This is a genomic window from Streptomyces sp. NPDC088387, assembly GCF_044753385.1.
In the GTDB taxonomy this organism is placed as follows: Bacteria; Actinomycetota; Actinomycetes; order Streptomycetales; family Streptomycetaceae; genus Streptomyces.
On the sequence record NZ_JBIVNC010000022.1, the window covers coordinates 25,168 to 40,430 of the forward strand.

12 protein-coding genes are annotated in these 15,263 nt (G+C 72.1%); 4 read left to right on the forward strand and 8 right to left on the reverse strand.

The features are described from left to right. Positions 1-62 precede the first annotated feature (62 nt). Positions 63-1,016, reverse strand: a complete 954-nt coding sequence (locus ACIQAC_RS37850) for a LysR family transcriptional regulator (RefSeq protein WP_402199670.1) — start codon at positions 1,014-1,016, stop codon at positions 63-65. Between the two features lie 183 nt (positions 1,017-1,199). Between ACIQAC_RS37850 and ACIQAC_RS37855 the strand changes: the two genes are divergently transcribed. Together ACIQAC_RS37855 and ACIQAC_RS37860 are read left to right on the forward strand one after the other, a co-directional pair. Next, a complete protein-coding gene (locus ACIQAC_RS37855) occupies positions 1,200-2,678 on the forward strand; it encodes an MFS transporter (RefSeq protein ID WP_402199673.1) in 1,479 nt (492 codons plus the stop codon). Positions 2,679-2,893: 215 nt separating this feature from the next. Next, positions 2,894-3,739, forward strand: a complete 846-nt coding sequence (locus ACIQAC_RS37860; protein WP_402199675.1) for an MBL fold metallo-hydrolase — start codon at positions 2,894-2,896, stop codon at positions 3,737-3,739. A 60-nt stretch (positions 3,740-3,799) separates the two neighbouring features. On the opposite strand, the gene ACIQAC_RS37865 is transcribed toward ACIQAC_RS37860, so the two are convergent. Then, entirely contained in the window at positions 3,800-4,645 is an 846-nt protein-coding gene (locus ACIQAC_RS37865) for an EamA family transporter (protein ID WP_402199678.1), read from the reverse strand. After that, on the reverse strand, positions 4,642-5,139 hold the full coding sequence (locus ACIQAC_RS37870) for a YbaK/EbsC family protein (RefSeq protein WP_402199680.1): 498 nt from the start codon (positions 5,137-5,139) through the stop codon (positions 4,642-4,644). The genes ACIQAC_RS37865 and ACIQAC_RS37870 overlap by 4 nt, the downstream gene beginning before the upstream one ends. 97 nt (positions 5,140-5,236) lie before the next feature. Here ACIQAC_RS37870 and ACIQAC_RS37875 point away from each other — a divergent pair, with 97 nt between their 5' ends. Beyond that, the gene (locus tag ACIQAC_RS37875) at positions 5,237-5,740 is read left to right on the forward strand and encodes a hypothetical protein (protein ID WP_402199683.1); all 504 of its coding nucleotides are present in this window, start codon (positions 5,237-5,239) and stop codon (positions 5,738-5,740) included. 265 nt (positions 5,741-6,005) lie between these two features. Here the strand turns inward: ACIQAC_RS37875 and ACIQAC_RS37880 are convergent, their stop codons facing one another. From ACIQAC_RS37880 to ACIQAC_RS37895, 4 genes are all read right to left on the reverse strand, one after another. Next, positions 6,006-6,548: a hypothetical protein gene (locus tag ACIQAC_RS37880; RefSeq protein WP_402199686.1), complete on the reverse strand. Its 543-nt coding sequence runs from the start codon at positions 6,546-6,548 to the stop codon at positions 6,006-6,008. A 59-nt stretch (positions 6,549-6,607) separates the two neighbouring features. After that, positions 6,608-7,018 carry a DUF6281 family protein gene (locus tag ACIQAC_RS37885; RefSeq protein ID WP_402199688.1) on the reverse strand — a complete coding sequence of 137 codons (411 nt, stop codon included), beginning with the start codon at positions 7,016-7,018 and terminating at the stop codon, positions 6,608-6,610. A gap of 201 nt (positions 7,019-7,219) precedes the next feature. Further along, entirely contained in the window at positions 7,220-9,457 is a 2,238-nt protein-coding gene (locus tag ACIQAC_RS37890) for an MMPL family transporter (RefSeq protein WP_402199691.1), read from the reverse strand. A 127-nt stretch (positions 9,458-9,584) separates the two neighbouring features. Further along, a complete protein-coding gene (locus ACIQAC_RS37895; protein ID WP_402199693.1) occupies positions 9,585-10,187 on the reverse strand; it encodes a TetR/AcrR family transcriptional regulator in 603 nt (200 codons plus the stop codon). A 201-nt stretch (positions 10,188-10,388) separates the two neighbouring features. Here ACIQAC_RS37895 and ACIQAC_RS37900 point away from each other — a divergent pair, with 201 nt between their 5' ends. Continuing rightward, on the forward strand, positions 10,389-13,667 hold the full coding sequence (locus ACIQAC_RS37900; RefSeq protein ID WP_402199696.1) for a S41 family peptidase: 3,279 nt from the start codon (positions 10,389-10,391) through the stop codon (positions 13,665-13,667). Between the two features lie 373 nt (positions 13,668-14,040). Here the strand turns inward: ACIQAC_RS37900 and ACIQAC_RS37905 are convergent, their stop codons facing one another. Beyond that, positions 14,041-15,255: a sulfotransferase family protein gene (locus tag ACIQAC_RS37905; protein WP_402199699.1), complete on the reverse strand. Its 1,215-nt coding sequence runs from the start codon at positions 15,253-15,255 to the stop codon at positions 14,041-14,043. Positions 15,256-15,263: the final 8 nt, after the last annotated feature.

The following is a 15,263-nucleotide window of genomic DNA, read 5'->3' on the forward strand; positions in this document are numbered from 1 at the left end:
CCCCTCAGGGGCGCGGGGAACTGCGCGACAAGCCACGACGACGGGAAAGCCACCCCCTCGCATCAACCCGGCAGACGCCCACGGTCGTCCCCGCCCCAGAGACTCTCCACGGCCCGCGACGCCCCACCCGCATCCCGCACCACCCCCATGGCCACCCGCACAAACTCCCGCAACCGCGAAGTCTCGTGCCCGGTACGCCAGATGAACGCGTACTCGATCGGCACCGCGTCCGAGAACGGCCGGAAGACCAGCCCGGGCCGGCTGTAGTAGTGCGCCCCCGCGGCCGCCACCGGAGTCACCCCCTTCCCGGCGAGCACGAGCGACAACGCGTCCTCCCAGTGCGTGATCGCCTGCCCGTGCGGAATGGGCCGCCCCGACGGCGTCTGCCGCGGGAAGTGATGGTCCAGCCAGTGCGCCGGCGCGTTCCCGGCGACCGTGAGCAGCGTCGCCTCCGCGAGGTCCTCCACACTCACCGCGTCCCGCCGCGCGAACGGATGCGCCGACGACATCAGCAACACCCTCGGCTGCGAGACGAGCACCGGACCCAGCGTCAGATCCGGCTCCGCCACGGGCGGTTCGGTGACCTGGAGCTCCACCTCACCGGCGCGCAGCGGACCGTACGGGTCGGAGATCTGCACCTGCCGAATCTGTACGTCCACCCCCGGATGCCGGCGCCCGAACACCTCGGCGACGCTGTGCAGCAGATGCCCCGTGAACGCACCCGAGAAGCCGATGCGCAGCGCGCCCGTGATACCCCGGCCCGCCGCCATCGCCTTCGCGACGGCCTCCTCGATCCCCCGCCACGCGGGCGCAAGATCGTCCCTGAGCTGCTCCCCGATGGGCGTGAGCACCACATGCCGGCTGGTGCGCTCGAAGAGCCTGGCGCCGATCCGGCGCTCCAGCCGCGCGATGGTCTGGCTGACCCGGCTCTGCGACACCCCCACCCGCTCGGCGGTCCGGCCGAAGTGCAGTTCCTCGGCGAGGGTCAGGAAAATCTCGATCTCCTGGCGTTCCACGACCCGATCCCCCTGCCTCTCGTCTCCGCCGCTCGCGGCAGCTCACAACCGCTCACGGCCGCTCACAGCCGTGACCTTGAACGATGAGCCCGGCGAATCGATCGTTGCACAGATCGTTCTTGTTGCGCAGGGCCCCCGAAACAAGGCTGGTGCATGCCACACGGATCGTATGGAAGGACCCTCATGGCTGTCACCGAATCCTCACCGCCCGACACCACACTCACGGGTGCCGCAAGTGCACCCGCCGCCGCTCCGGTCACCGACGGGGCGGTCTTCGCCCCCCGCGAGTGGCTGGTCCTGATCACCCTGTGCTGCGCGACGTTCATGTGCGGCCTGGACTTCTCCATCGTCACGGTCGCCCTGCCGGAGATCGGCAGCGGCCTCGGCTTCTCCTCCGCCGGCACGCTCCAGTGGGTGGCCACGGCCAGCCTGCTGCCGTCGGCGAGCCTGCTGCCGCTGTTCGCCCGGGTCGCCGACCTGATCGGCCGCAAGCGGCTGTTCACGATCGGCGTCGCCGTCTTCACCCTGTTCTCCGTCGGCGCCGCCTTCGCGAACAGCCCCGGTGTGCTGATCGCCACCCGGATCGGCCAGGGCACGGCCGCCGCGATGATCGCCCCGTCCGCCATCGCCCTGATGACCGGCTACTTCGCCGAGGGCCCCAAGCGCGCCCGCGCGCTCGGTCTGAACGGTGCCGTCATGTCGCTGGGCTTTGTGCTCGGCGCGCTCGGCGGCGGTGTCATCACCAGCGGCTTCAGCTGGCGCTGGACGATGGTCGCGCTGTGCGTGATGGGTGTCGTGGCGCTGGCCGGGGCGCTGGCCCTGCCGTCGATCCGCGAGTCCGGTGCCGCGAAGCGGATGGACATCCCGGGCGCGATCCTGGCCACGCTGGGCCTGTTCGGCCTGGTCTACGGCATCTCCACCGGCGGCGACGAGGGCTGGACCCGTCCGGCCTCGCTCGGCCCGATCGTCGGCGGTGTGCTGCTCCTGGTCGCGTTCCTGCTGGTCGAGCGGCGTCACCCGGAGCCGCTGGTGCCGCTGTCGGTGCTGAACCGTCCGACCGTGAAGTGGTCGGGGCTGTTCGGTGTCATCACGTTCGGCATGTGCGCCGGTACGACCGTGCTGCTGAGCCTGTACATGCAGGACGTGCTCGGTTTCACCGCCCTTCAGGCCGGTCTGAGCTACCTCGGTGAGGGCGCGGCCGCGATGCTCGGTGGTCTGTACGTGGCGAAGCTGCTGACCCGCTTCGGCGGTGTGCGGGTGCTGACGGCGGGCCTGCTGATCCAGGGCGTCGGTACGGTCGCGATGTTCACCCTGCCGGTGAGCGTCAACCTCACCGCGCTGCTGGTCACTTCGTCGGTGATGGGCCTCGGCCACGTCTTCAGCGTGGTCTCCTTCATCACCGTGATGACCTCGGGCGTCTCCGAGGAGGACCAGGGTGTGGTGGGCGGCCTCTCCCAGCTGCCGCAGTACGTGGCCGCGATCGGCGTCTCCGGCCTCAGCGCGATCGCCGCTGCCCGCACGAACGCCCTTGCGGGCAGCGGGGACGCGACCGTCGCGGACACCCTGGGCGGCCTGCACGCCGGCATGGTCACCGCCGGAATCGTCGCCCTGGCCGGCGGCCTCCTGGTAGGGGCAGTACTCCGCAAGCGCAACCCGGCGTAGGCGCCACCGTGGTGCCCGTCCCGTGCCGTCCCTCGTGCCGACCGCCTCTGCGGGCAGTCGTGCCGCGGGGGCGGCACGGGTGGGCGCAGCAGCATCCGTCGCGCCGGGTCGCGCAGTTCCCCCGCGCTCCTGGAGAGCCTCGCGACACACGCGCCTCAGAGACAACCGACGCAACCGTGCAGGGGCGCCACCGAAGCCGCCCGCAAGGAGAACCCGTGACGGACGACAACCGCCTGCGCAGACCCTCCGCGGTGTGCTCCCTCCACCTGGGCGACCTCAAGGTCAGCTACGTCCCCGACGGGGCCATGCTCCTCAAGCCCACCGGCCTCCTCCCCACCACCGCGGCCACGGACTGGACCACCCACGCGACCCACCTGAACGACACCCACCGCCTCGTGGCCAACACCGGCGGCCTCCTGGTCGAACACGGCCCCCGCGCCCTCCTCATCGACGCCGGCTTCGGCCCCCGCGCCGTACCGGAGGACCCCGCCCACCCGCACCGGGGCGCGATGCACGGCGGCGCGCTCCCCGGCAGCCTGGCCCTGCTGGGCCGCTCCCCGGCGGACATCGAGACGGTCGCCTTCACCCATCTGCACCCCGACCACATCGGCTGGGCCCTCGCGGACCCGCCCCTCTTCACCCGCGCGACCTACCTCGTCCCGAAGGCGGAATGGGACACCCGGGAACACACGACCGCGCCCCTGGAGCACCGCACGGAGCTCGTCCTCCCCGGCGACGAGATCTTCCCGGGAGTCCACGCGCTGGCCCTCCCCGGCCACACCGCGGGCCACACGGGCTTCGTGATCGCCTCCCGGGGCACCCGCCTCCTGGCCTTCGGCGACGCCCTGCTCTCCCCGCTCCAGGTGAGCCACCCCGAGTGGTCCGCGGTGGTGGACGAGGACCCGTACCAGTCGGAACGCCACCGCCGCCGTCTGATCACCGAACTGCTCGAACCGAACACCCTCGGCTTCGGCATCCACTTCGCGGACGTGGTCTTCGGACAGGTCCTCCGGGACGGCAGTTCCGCCGCCTGGCACCCGATCGGCGCCCGCGCCCTCTGACGCAGACAATCCCGCCCGGACAAGGGTCCGCCACTGGACCCCCGCGGGCCGACACCCCACTCACCCCGACCGCAGCATCAACCCGATCCCCACCACCAGCAGCCCCGCCGCGGCCACCCTCGGCAGCCCGAACCGCTCCTTGAAGACCACGGCCCCGATCGCCGCGCCCACGATGATCGACGACTCTCGCAGCGCGGCGATCGGCGCGAGTTCGGCCTTGGTCTGGGCCCACAGGACAAGGGCGTACGCGGCGACGGACATCGCGGCGCCGAGCAGGCCGATACGGGCGAACGGCCGCAGCAGGCCGGGGAGTTCGCCGCGCAGACGGTACAGGGCGTACGCCGGGATCACCGCGCCCTGGACCGCCATCAGCCAGGCGATGTAGGCGAGCGGGGAGCCGGATGCGCGTACGCCGATGCCGTCGACGACGGTGTACACGGCGATGGTCAGACCGGTCGCGAGGGCCGCGCCGATCGCGGGCCAGTTGGGGCGTCGCCCGCGCAGCCCCCACAGCGCGACGCCGGTCAGTCCGGCGCAGGACAGCACGATTCCGGCCGCGGCCCAGCCGTCCGGCACCTCGTGGGCGAAGACGGCGGCGATCACGGTGACGAGCAGGGGCGCGGTGCCGCGGGCGATCGGGTAGGCCTGCCCGAAGTCGCCCAGCCGGAACGACTGCATCAGCAGCGCGTAGTAGGCGATGTGGATGGCGGACGAGGCGAGGAGGTACGGCCACGCGCCCGCCGCCGGGAACCCGGTGAACGGCACGGCCGCGAGCCCGATGAGCAGCCCGCCGCCGGAGATGAGGGTGAAGCCGACGAGTTTGTCGGTGATGCGGTGGGCGATGGCGTTCCAGCCGGCGTGGGTGACCGCGGCCGTCAGGACGGCCGTCGCGACCAGCGGCGTCACGCGGTCAGCTCGCGCACGTCGACGAGCGTGGCGCCCGCGTGTGCGATCAACTCCTTCGGCTCCATGGGGAACACGGCATGCGGATCGCCCGCGGCGGCCCACACCACGTCGTGCGCGAGCAGCGACCGGTCGGCGAGCACCCGCGTCCTCGTCCGGTGCCCGAAGGGCGGTACGCCGCCGATGGCGTACCCGGTCGTCTCGCGTACGACGTCGGCCTTGGCGCGGGTGACCCGCTCGACGCCGAGTTCCTGCCGGACCCGTTCCACGTCCACGCGGGACGCGCCATCCATCAGTACCAGTACCGGTACGCCGTCCGCGGCGAAGATCAGTGACTTGCAGATCTGGCTCAGCTCGCACCCGATCGCGGCGGCGGCCTCGGCGGCGGTCCGGGTGGCGTCCGGGAAGCGGCGGATCCGGGCGTTGAGCCCACCCAGACCCAGCTCGGCGAGGGCCTCGGCGAAACGGGGGTGTGCTGCGGACTCCGAAGTGGTCATGGACGGCACGCTAGCGGTGCGTGTACGGCGCACGCGAACGGCTTTCAGGGGCCCGCCCCATCTACCCCTCACAGCACGGCTGTTGGACCATCGGCCCATGACACAGCAGCAGACCCCGGCGGTCGCCTACCTCGAAGCCCTCCGTGAGCGCCTGACGGCCGACGGCTGCGCGGTGACGTCCGACACCTGGGCCGGGCAACGGGTCCTCGTCGGCAGCCGCGCCGACCGCAAGGCCCGCTGGATGGGCACCAAGGTCAAACTGTTCGTGTACGCCGCCGCCGTGCCCGCGCTCGACGTGCCGGCGATCGGCGAGTTCAGCGTCTGGGCCATGACCCGCGCGAAGGCCGACCGGGGTGGCCTGCCCGGCGCGCGCAACGCGGCGATGGTGCTGGCCGCACTGGTCAGTGAGAACGTCGACCCCGCCGCCGCGCAGTGGGCCGCGCAGGACGCCAGGACCGTGGACACGACGGTGGTGGGCCGCCCGATCACGGTCGAGACGGGCCCGCAGTCCGTCCGTACGACCATGTACCGGGGCAGGGTCATGTGGGGCGGCATGTTCACGGGCCACGTCCTGGAGAAGGCGGCGCGGTACTTCCCGTAGGGGTAGGTCAGTTGTGCACGTGCGCGACGAATTCGCCCCAGGCGGCGACCAGGTCCCGCGACTGAACCCGGTGGAGCCGGACGCCGAGTCGGGCCGGGGTCTGGTGATCGTGGACGCGCTGGCGGACCGCTGGGGCGTGGCGCCGGGACCGTGCCCTCGGAAGACGGTGTGGGCGGAGGTGGACGTCAGCCCGCGAGGAGCGGAACCGCCGTGGCGGAATCCTCGCCGCCGGGGCCGGTGACGGGCCGGACCCCGGGCGCCGGTCTCAGTCCGAGCAGCCGGTCGGCGATCCGTCCGCCGTGGCGGAAAGAGCCACCGAGTAGCCCGCTCCGGAGCCGAACTCGGGTCCTGGCTCCGGCTCTTGGGCCTTCAGGTCCTCGGCCGTGAGGAACCGGACGTTCAGCGTCGACGTCCCCTCCCCGGTGGCGGGTGTGAAGCAGAGACCCGCCGACCGGTCGGTGCGGGACAGCTTCCAGCCGGCGGGACCCGCCACGGCCCGGTAGTGGTCGAGCAGGTCGCCCTTGTCACCCGGGAACACATAGGTCCGCTCGGCGTACAGCCACGCCTCACCGCTGTCCTGCCAGCAGCCGGCGTCCGCCTTCTCGAAGCCGTCGGGCACGGTGGCCCCGGGCGGGCGGGAGTCGAGGACGCCGTCCGACCGCAGCGCGTCGACCCGGCCCCCGGTGCCGTCGCAGCCGGACTCGTCGGCGGCGTCCAGGAGGGTCCGGCAGCCGCCGAGCGCCCCGACCGCCAGCGCGGCCGCGAGCAGAACACGGACGCAACGGCCGGTTCCCGTACGAGATATCAAGCCGGACTCCCTGAGTGACGTACGGCGAAAGGCGCAGTCACCCTACCGGCCACCCGGCATCAGGAACCACGGATCAGTTCTTTGATCTCGGGCAGCTCCGTCGCGGAATCGACGTTGACGTAGATGACGTCGTCGGCCGACCGCTCCACCGCGATGGCGACACCGGGATCCACCCCCTTGATCTCGTACGCGGTGGTCGGGGTCGGTGCCGTCTCACCGTCACTGTCGTCGCCCGGAGTGTCGTCGCACGGCGGAAGAGAGGCGGCACCGAGCCTCTCCCCGAGCGCGAACCCCTTGGCCTCCGTCCCCACGTACCTGCTGTTCCCGTACTCGACCAGGGCCGCACACGACGCGGACGCCTCTCCGCCGCCACCGTCGGGTGCCGCACAGCCGACGCACACCGTGACCCCGGCCGCCACCAGCAACGCCCACGCCGGTCGGCTCCGGACGGGCAAGAGCGTGCCTCTCATCGGCGTATCTCCTTCTGCATCGGATGCTCGGTCATATGAGCTCCGACGCCGGGCACGCCGTGTTCGTTCGAACAGCCCGCGGTCGCGCTGCCGCCGGGCACAAGGAAGCCGGTGAGGGCAGCCCCGTCCCCACGGAACCCTCACCGGCTGGTCTTGTTGTCGGACCCGGTACGCCGGACCCGGTGTGTCAGACCCGGTACGTCAGGCGCGTACCAGTTCCTTCTTCTCGTCGGGGTCGGCGTCCTTCTGGGCGTCGATGTGGGCGCGCAGCCCCTCGCCCTCGACGTCGACGTTGGGCAGGGCGCGGTCCAGCCACTTCGGCAGCCACCAGGCCTTCTTGCCGAGCAGGGCGAGTACGGCCGGGACCAGGGCCATCCGCACCACGAACGCGTCGAAGAAGACGGCGATCGCGAGGCCGAAGCCGATCATCTTGACCATCGCCTCGGAGGAGCCGATGAAGCCGGAGAAGACGGCCATCATGATGATCGCGGCGGCGGTGACGACGCGGGCACCGTGCTTGAAGCCCGTGACGACGGCCTGGCTGGGCTTCTCGCCGTGGACGAACGCCTCCCGCATCCGGGTCACGAGGAAGACCTCATAGTCCATCGCGAGACCGAAGACCACACCGACCATGAAGATCGGCATCATCGACATGACCGGTCCGGTCTCCTCGACGCCGAGGACGCCCGCGAACCAGCCCCACTGGAAGACCGCGACGACGGCGCCGAGCGCGGCGAGCACGCTGAGCAGGAAGCCGAGGGCCGCCTTGAGCGGGACGAGGATCGAGCGGAAGACGGCGATCAGGAGGAGGAAGGCCAGGCCGACCACGAGCGCCAGGTACGGGACCAGCGCGTCGTTCATCTTCTGCGAGAAGTCGATGTTCATCGCGGTGGCGCCGGTGACGTAGATGTCGGCGTCCGTGTCGGCCTTGATGCTGCCGCCCGCGTCACGGATGGAGTGGACGAGGTCCTCGGTCTGGGTGGACGAGGGCTTGGAGTCCGGGACGACGGTGATGGTGTAGGTGTCGCCGGCCTTGTTGGGCGCCGGCGGGGCCACGCTGACCACACCCGGCATGTCCTTGATCTCCTCGGAGACCAGGTTGGCCGCACCCTCCGGGTCGGCGCTGGACTTGGCGTCCGTGACGACCATCAGGGGACCGTTGAAGCCGGGGCCGAAGCCGTCGGAGAGCAGGTCGTAGGCGCGCCGCTGGGTCGTGGACGTCGGCTGCGAACCGTCGTCGGGCAGGCCCAGTTCGAGCGAGGCGACCGGTACGGCGGCGGCGCCGAGGCCGAGGACGCCGAGCAGCAGTACGGCGACGGGCCGGCGGACGACGAAGCTCGCCCAGCGGGTGCCCATGTTCGGCTTGGCCTCGGTGTCCGTACCGGCACTGTCCTGCTGCTTGCGCCGGCCCAGCAGCTTGGACTTGGCGCCCGCGGGCTGGATCCTGCGGCCCGCGTACCCGAGCAGCGCCGGGATCATGGTGAGGGCGATCAGTACGGCGATGACGACCGTGCCGGCCGCGGCGAAGCCCATCTTGGTCAGCATCGGGATGTTGACCACGGCGAGGCCGGCGAGGGCGATGACGACGGTGAGGCCCGCGAAGACCACCGCGGATCCGGCGGTGCCGACGGCCCGTCCGACGGCTTCCTCGCGTTCGCGGCCCTCGGCGAGTTCGGCCCGGTACCGGGAGACGATGAACAGCGCGTAGTCGATGCCGACCGCGAGGCCGATCATCATGGCCAGCGTGGAGGTGGTGGAGCCGAGGTCGAGGGTGTTGGCGAGGGCGGTGATGACGGAGACACCGATACCGACGCCGATGATCGCCGTCAGCAGCGGCAGTCCGGCCGCGACCAGCGAGCCCAGGGTGATGACGAGGACGACCGCGGCGATGCCGATGCCGATGATCTCCCCGGCGCCGGTCTCCGGTACGGCCTGGAGCGCGTCACCGCCGATCTCGACGGTCAGCCCGGAGTCGCGCGCGGTCTCGGCGGCGTGCTCCAGGGCCTCCTTGGAGGAGTCCTTGAGTTCCATGCCGGAGACGTCGTAGGTCACCGAGGTGTATGCGACCGAGCCGTCCTTGCTGACCGCGTTGGTCTTGAAGGGGTCGGTGACGCTCGCGACCTCGGAGCCGTCGGACAGCTCCTGGACCGTCTTGTCGACGACGGCCTTGTTGTCGGCGTCGGACATCTTCTCGCCCGCGGGGGCCTTGAAGACGACACGGCCGGTCGCTCCGTCGGCACTGGTGCCGGGGAAGCGCTCGTCCAGCAGGTCGAAGGCCTTCTGGGCCTCCGTGCCGGGTATCGAGAAGGAGGAGGAGCCCGCCGCGGGGGCGGTGGCGGCGCCGGCGCCGGCGAGTGCCAGCAGGGCCACCCAGAGGAGGGCGACAAGATGCCGTCGCCTGAAGGCGAGCCGGCCGAGTTTGTAGAGGAACGTGGCCACGAGGGCGTACTCCCGGTCAGGTCGTGGGGTCTTTCGGGGCAGGGTTGACCAACCCTGGCGGCATCGCAGGGGTGATCGGCCCGACGACGTGAGCGGTGACGTCAGGTGGGCTGTCTGAGAGGGGAGCTCAGGTGGTGGAGGTGACGCCCAGTGCGGGGAGCACCACGGCGTCCATGTACGAGATGAGGAAGTCACGCGTGGGTGGCAGATCGTCGAGCAGCGTCCGCGTGGCGAACGCGCCGATGATCATGTGCGGCATGTACTTCCGGGCCGGGTTGTCCGCGGGGATCTCGCCGCGGTCGACCGCACGCTGGAGCACCCGCTGCATCGCCGCCATCTCCGGCTCGATGAGCAGTTCCCGGAAGGCGCGCAGCAGGTCGGGATTGCTGTGCATGGCGATGGCCATACCGCGCATCAGCGCCGCGTTCTGCTCCATGGTGCAGTCGTCCTCGCGCGCCATCATGGCGTGCAGGTCGCCGCGCAGGGAGCCGGTGTCGGCACTGTGGTCGCCGCCGGGCTTGTTGTGCCGGATGGCGTGTGCCACCAGCTCGGCCTTGCCGCCCCACTGGCGGTAGAGCGTGGCCTTGCTGGAGCGGGTGCGGGTGGCCACGGCGTCCATGGTGAGGGAGTCGTAGCCGACTTCCCGGAGCAGATTGAGCACGGCCTCGTACAGCTCGGCCTCGCGCTCGGGCGTGAGGCGACTGCGACGCACCGTTGCGACCTCAGTCATGTCCCTCGCCTTCCTCTCTCTGCTCGCCTTCGAACGACACGGTTTCGTACACGAATGAATATAGCGTGAGAGCAAGCGAAACGAAACCGTTTCGTACGTGGGCTGTGTCACCTCTGTCGGGCCTGGATAAAGAAATGGCAAACCCGGTGGGGCTCACATGTACGAGTTGCCCGGGTCCATCCCCCGGAAAAACATGGGGAGGTGAGCTATCTGCGCATGCCCCATCTCCACGGCGACCTGCTGTGCTTCGTGGCCGAGGACGACCTCTGGCTGGCCCCCCTCACCGCGGCGGGCGACGGCGGGGGCCGCGCCTGGCGCCTCACCGTCGACCGCACGAAGACCGCCCACCCCCGCTTCTCCCCCGACGGCGGCCATCTCGCGTACACGAGCTGGCGCAGCCTGGTGCCCGAGATCCACCGGGTGCCGGTGGCCGGCGGCGAGGCGCGGCAGCTGACGTACTGGGGCAGCGCCGACACCCGGGTCTGCGGCTGGACCCCGGACGGCGAGATCCTCGCCGTCGCCTCGCACGGCGAGCCCTTCTCCTACTTCACCTGGGCCTACAAGGTCCGCCCCGACGGCGACCCGGGCCGCAAGCTCCCCTGGGGCCCGGTCTCCGACATCCAGGTCGCCGACCTCGCCGGCGAACGGCAGTCCCTGCTCCTGACCGGCACCCCGCCGCACGAACCCGCCGCCTGGAAGCGCTACCGGGGCGGCGCCACCGGCCGCCTCTGGCTGCACGGCCGCCGGCTCCTGGAGCATGTCGACGGTCATCTCTCCTCCCCGCTCTTCGTCGGCGACCGGATCGCGTTCCTCTCCGACCACGAGGGCGTCGGCAACCTCTACTCCTGCGCCCACGACGGCTCCGGGCTGCGCCGCCACACCGACCACGACGCCTTCTACGCCCGCAACGCGTCGAGCGACGGCACACGGGTGGTGTACCAGTGCGCGGGCGACCTGTGGCTCGTGGACGATCTCTCCGCCGACTCCGTGCCGCGCCGCCTCGACGTACGGCTCGGCGGGCCGCGCGCGGGCCGGCGGCCCTACCAGGTGCCCGCCGCGCAGCACGTGGACGGTCTCTCCGTCGACGAGACCGGCCGGGCCGGCGCGGTCGTGGTACGCGGCAGCCTGTACTGGCTGACCCACCGCGACGGACCCGCCCGCACCATCACCGACACCCCGGGCGTCCGCGTCCGGCTCCCCGAGATGCTCGGCTCGGGCGGCCAGGTCGCCTACGTCACCGACGCCGAGGGCGCGGACGCCGTCGAGATCGCCTACCTGCCGCGCGCGAGCGGCGACCGCCCACCCCGGCGGCTCGCCGCGGGCGATCTGGGCCGGGTCCTGGAGCTGGTCTCCGACCCGCAGGGCGAACGCCTCGCCCTCGCCTCGCACAACGGCCGGCTGCTGCTGATCGACGCGAGCGAGGGCTCCAACGGCGAGGTGACCGAGCTGATCCACTCGCTCAACGGGCCGGTCCGGGACCTCGCCTTCTCACCGGACGGATCATGGCTGACCTGGTCGCACCCGGGCATCGGCCGCTCGCTGCGGCAGATCAAACTGGCCCGGATCAAGGACCGGCTCGTCGTCGACGTCACCAACGGCCGCTTCGAGGACGAGAACCCGGTCTTCACCCGCGACGGCCGCTATCTGGCGTTCCTGTCCTGGCGCGGCTTCGACCCGGTCTACGACGTGCACACCGGCGACCTCTCCTTCCCGCTCGGCTGCCGCCCCTACCTCGTCCCGCTCTCCTCGGCGACCCCGTCCCCCTTCGCCCTGTCGCCGGACGGCCGCCCGGCGGCGGGCGGCCTGGACCCGGTGGAGGACGACGAACCGACGGACGGCGAGGGTACGGGGACGGGCGCGGGCACCGGTCCGGTGACCGTGGAGACGGAGGGCCTGGAGAGCCGGGTGACCCCGTTCCCGGTGGCGGCCTCCAAGTACTCGGCGCTGTACCCGGTCGCGGGCGGCGGGCTGGTCTGGCTGCGCTGGCCGATCTCCGGCGCGCTCGGCGAGACCTTCGCCAACCCGGACGACACATCGGGCCGGCCCACCCTGGAGTACTTCCACATCACCAAGGCGAAGAAGTCCGAACTCGTCCAGCATCTCGACTGGTTCGCGGTCAGCGGCGACGGCTCGCGGCTCGTCGTGGTCGACGAGGACGAGCTGCGGGCGATCCCCTCGACGGAGGTGGGCGACTCCGACTCCACCACCTGGATCGACCTGCGCCGCATCCTGCACGAGGTGGACCCCGGCGCCGAGTGGCGCCAGTCCTACGCCGAGGCCGGCCGGCTGACCCGCGACTACTTCTGGGACCCCGGGATGTGCGGCATCGACTGGGACGCGATCCTCGACCAGTACCGCCCGCTCGTCGACCGGGTCGCCTCCCCCGACGAGTTCGCCGACCTCCTGCGTGAGGTCCTCGGCGAACTGGGCACCTCCCACGCCTACGTCAGCGCCGCCCGCCGCAACGAGGGCCCGCCCCACTACCAGCGCCGCCAGGGCCTGCTCGGCGCCAACTTCGTCTGCCGGGACGGCGCCTGGGTCGTCAGGCGGATCCTGCCCGGCGAGTCCTCCGACTCCAAGGCCCGCTCCCCGCTCGCCGGCACCGGCATCCGCGAGGGCGCCGTACTGACCCATGTCGACGGCCGCCCGGTGGACCCGCTCACCGGCCCCTACCCGCTGCTGGCGGGCGCAGGCGGTACGACGGTGGAGCTGACCTTCACCCCGGCGGAGGGCGAGGCCGGCCGCTCCCGCCGGGTCGCCGTCGTCCCGCTCCTCGACGAACGCCCCCTGCGCTACCAGGACTGGGTGGCCAAACGCCGGGAGGTGGTACGGGAGTTGAGCGGCGGGCGCTGCGGCTATCTGCACATCCCCGACATGGGCGGCTCGGGCTGGGCCCAGTTCAACCGCGACCTGCGCAGGGAGGTGTCCCGCCCGGCCCTCCTCGTCGACGTACGCGGCAACGCGGGCGGCAACATCAGCGAACTCGTCGTCGAGAAGCTGACCCGCACGATCCTGGGCTGGGACCTGACCCGCGACGCCCAGCCGGTGTCCTACGCCTCCAACGCCCCCCGGGGCCCGGTGGTGGCGCTCGCCGACGAGGCCACGTCCTCCGACGGCGACATGATCACGGCCGCCTTCAAACTCCTCAACCTGGGGCCGGTGGTCGGCCAGCGCACCTGGGGCGGGGTGGTCGGCATGACCGGCCGCCACCGCCTGGGCGACGGCACGGTCATCACGGTGCCGATGAACGCGGCCTGGTTCGACGCGTACGGCTGGAGCGTCGAGAACCGGGGTGTCGTCCCGGACCTGGAGGTCCTGCGCACCCCGCTGGACTGGGCGGAGGGCCGCCACGCCCAGCTGGACGACGCGGTACGGGTGGCGCTGGAGCTGCTGAAGTCGGCGCCGGCGGCGACCCCGCCGGACTACAGCGAGGTCCCCGACCGGTCGAGACCGAAACTGCCGGCGCGGAAGAGGGAGTAGCGGTGTACGCGGCCGACGCCTCCCAGTATCTCCCGGTGCCGGGCGCCGGATACCGGCCGGGCGCCGGGCGCCGGATGCCGGATGCCGCGTGCCGGATGCCCGATGCCCGATGCCGGGCGCCGCGTGCCGGGCGCCGGGTGGCGGGCGCCGGGCGCCGGGTGCCGGATGCCGGATGCCGCGTGGCGGGCGCCGGACGCCGGGCGCCGGGCGCCGGATGCCGGGCGCCGCGTGCCGGATGCCCGATGCCCGATGCCGGGCGCCGCGTGCCGGGCGCCGGGTGGCGGGCGCCGGGCGCCGCGTGCCGCGTGCCGGGTGCCGGTTGCCGGTTGCCGGTTGCCGGTTGCCGGGTGCCGGGATGATTCGGCGGTGGGCGCTACGGCCGGTCGACCTCGGCGCGCAAGGTGTTGTAGTCGGCGAACACCGACTCGACGTGCTCGCGCGTCAGCCCGTACCGGGCCAGGTCGTAGGTGTGGCGGACGCTGCCGCGCGGACGCGCGACGACGCCGGGCAGCCGGGCCGCCTCCGCGTCGGTCCAGTCCGCGCCGATCGCCTCGTACAGCTTGGGGGCGCCGGTCTCCGGGGCGGTGCCGAGCCACGAGTAGGGCACGTCCACGATCGCGTCCGCGGGCATCGCGGCCCGCGCGCGCAGCGCCCGCGTCATGCTCTCGCCGAGCAGCCGCAGCCAGTCCTCGCCGATGGCGTGCGGATCGCGCGGGCTGACACTGACGGCCATGCCGGTCTCCACGAGGCTACAGAACGAGGCGACGGCGGTGACCGGGTCGCGGTGCGTCCACACCAGGGTGGCGTCGGGGAACACCGCGCGCAGGGCGTCCAGTTGGCCGAGGTGCATGGGCGACTTCAGCATCCAGCGGCGGCGGGGCCGGCCGTACTGGAGGAGCTGGAAGATCTGCTTGAGATAGCGGTAGTCGGGGCCGAAGTCGTGCGCGAGATGCCAGTCGCGGTACGCGGGGATCCGGGCCTGCGACAGCGGCTGGGTCGCGTGCGGCAGCGCCCAGGTGTCCTCCTCCGGGCCCTCCGCGAGGACGGGGTGGATGTCCCGGAAACGCGGGATCAGGAGGTTGACGATGCGCTCGGTGGCGCGCGCGGCCATCAGCGCCCTGCGCCGCTCGCCCGGTGTCGGTTCCGGGCCGGGGGCCATCAGCTCCCACATGCGCGGACATCGGTGCCGCTCCGAGAGCGCCAGCACGGCGTGGGTGAGGGTGGTGGCCGTACGGGGCAGTCCGACGACGAACACCGGCCGCTCGACGGGCTCGTCGGCGATCTCCGGTATCTCGGCGAACAGCCGCCGCACCCGGGCCCGGTTGGCGAGATGCCGCTTCACATGCCCCTGGGCCTGCTGCCAGCCGAACGGTGTCAGCGCGGGCTCCGCGGCCCACTCCCGCAGCAGGAACCGGAACCCGTCGAGGAACTCCTCGTCCCCGCCGCCGACTTCACCCCCCGCGGTGCGGGCCACCATGCGGTCGAAGACCCGGTCCGGATCCCGCCGCGAACCGAACGCGGGCCGCGCGGCGGCATTGGCGAGCACCCGGGCCAACGGCGGCCGGGGTTCGGCGAGTTGAGAAGACACGGCGGACG

What these genes read in the sequence shown, in the direction of transcription:
- ACIQAC_RS37895 (WP_402199693.1), bottom strand. Translation starts at nt 10,187, where the DNA reads ATGACTGAGGTCGCAACGGTGCGTCGCAGTCGCCTCACGCCCGAGCGC.
- ACIQAC_RS37885 (WP_402199688.1), bottom strand. Translation starts at nt 7,018, where the DNA reads ATGAGAGGCACGCTCTTGCCCGTCCGGAGCCGACCGGCGTGGGCGTTG.
- ACIQAC_RS37875 (WP_402199683.1), top strand. Translation starts at nt 5,237, where the DNA reads ATGACACAGCAGCAGACCCCGGCGGTCGCCTACCTCGAAGCCCTCCGT.
- ACIQAC_RS37855 (WP_402199673.1), top strand. Translation starts at nt 1,200, where the DNA reads ATGGCTGTCACCGAATCCTCACCGCCCGACACCACACTCACGGGTGCC.
- ACIQAC_RS37870 (WP_402199680.1), bottom strand. Translation starts at nt 5,139, where the DNA reads ATGACCACTTCGGAGTCCGCAGCACACCCCCGTTTCGCCGAGGCCCTC.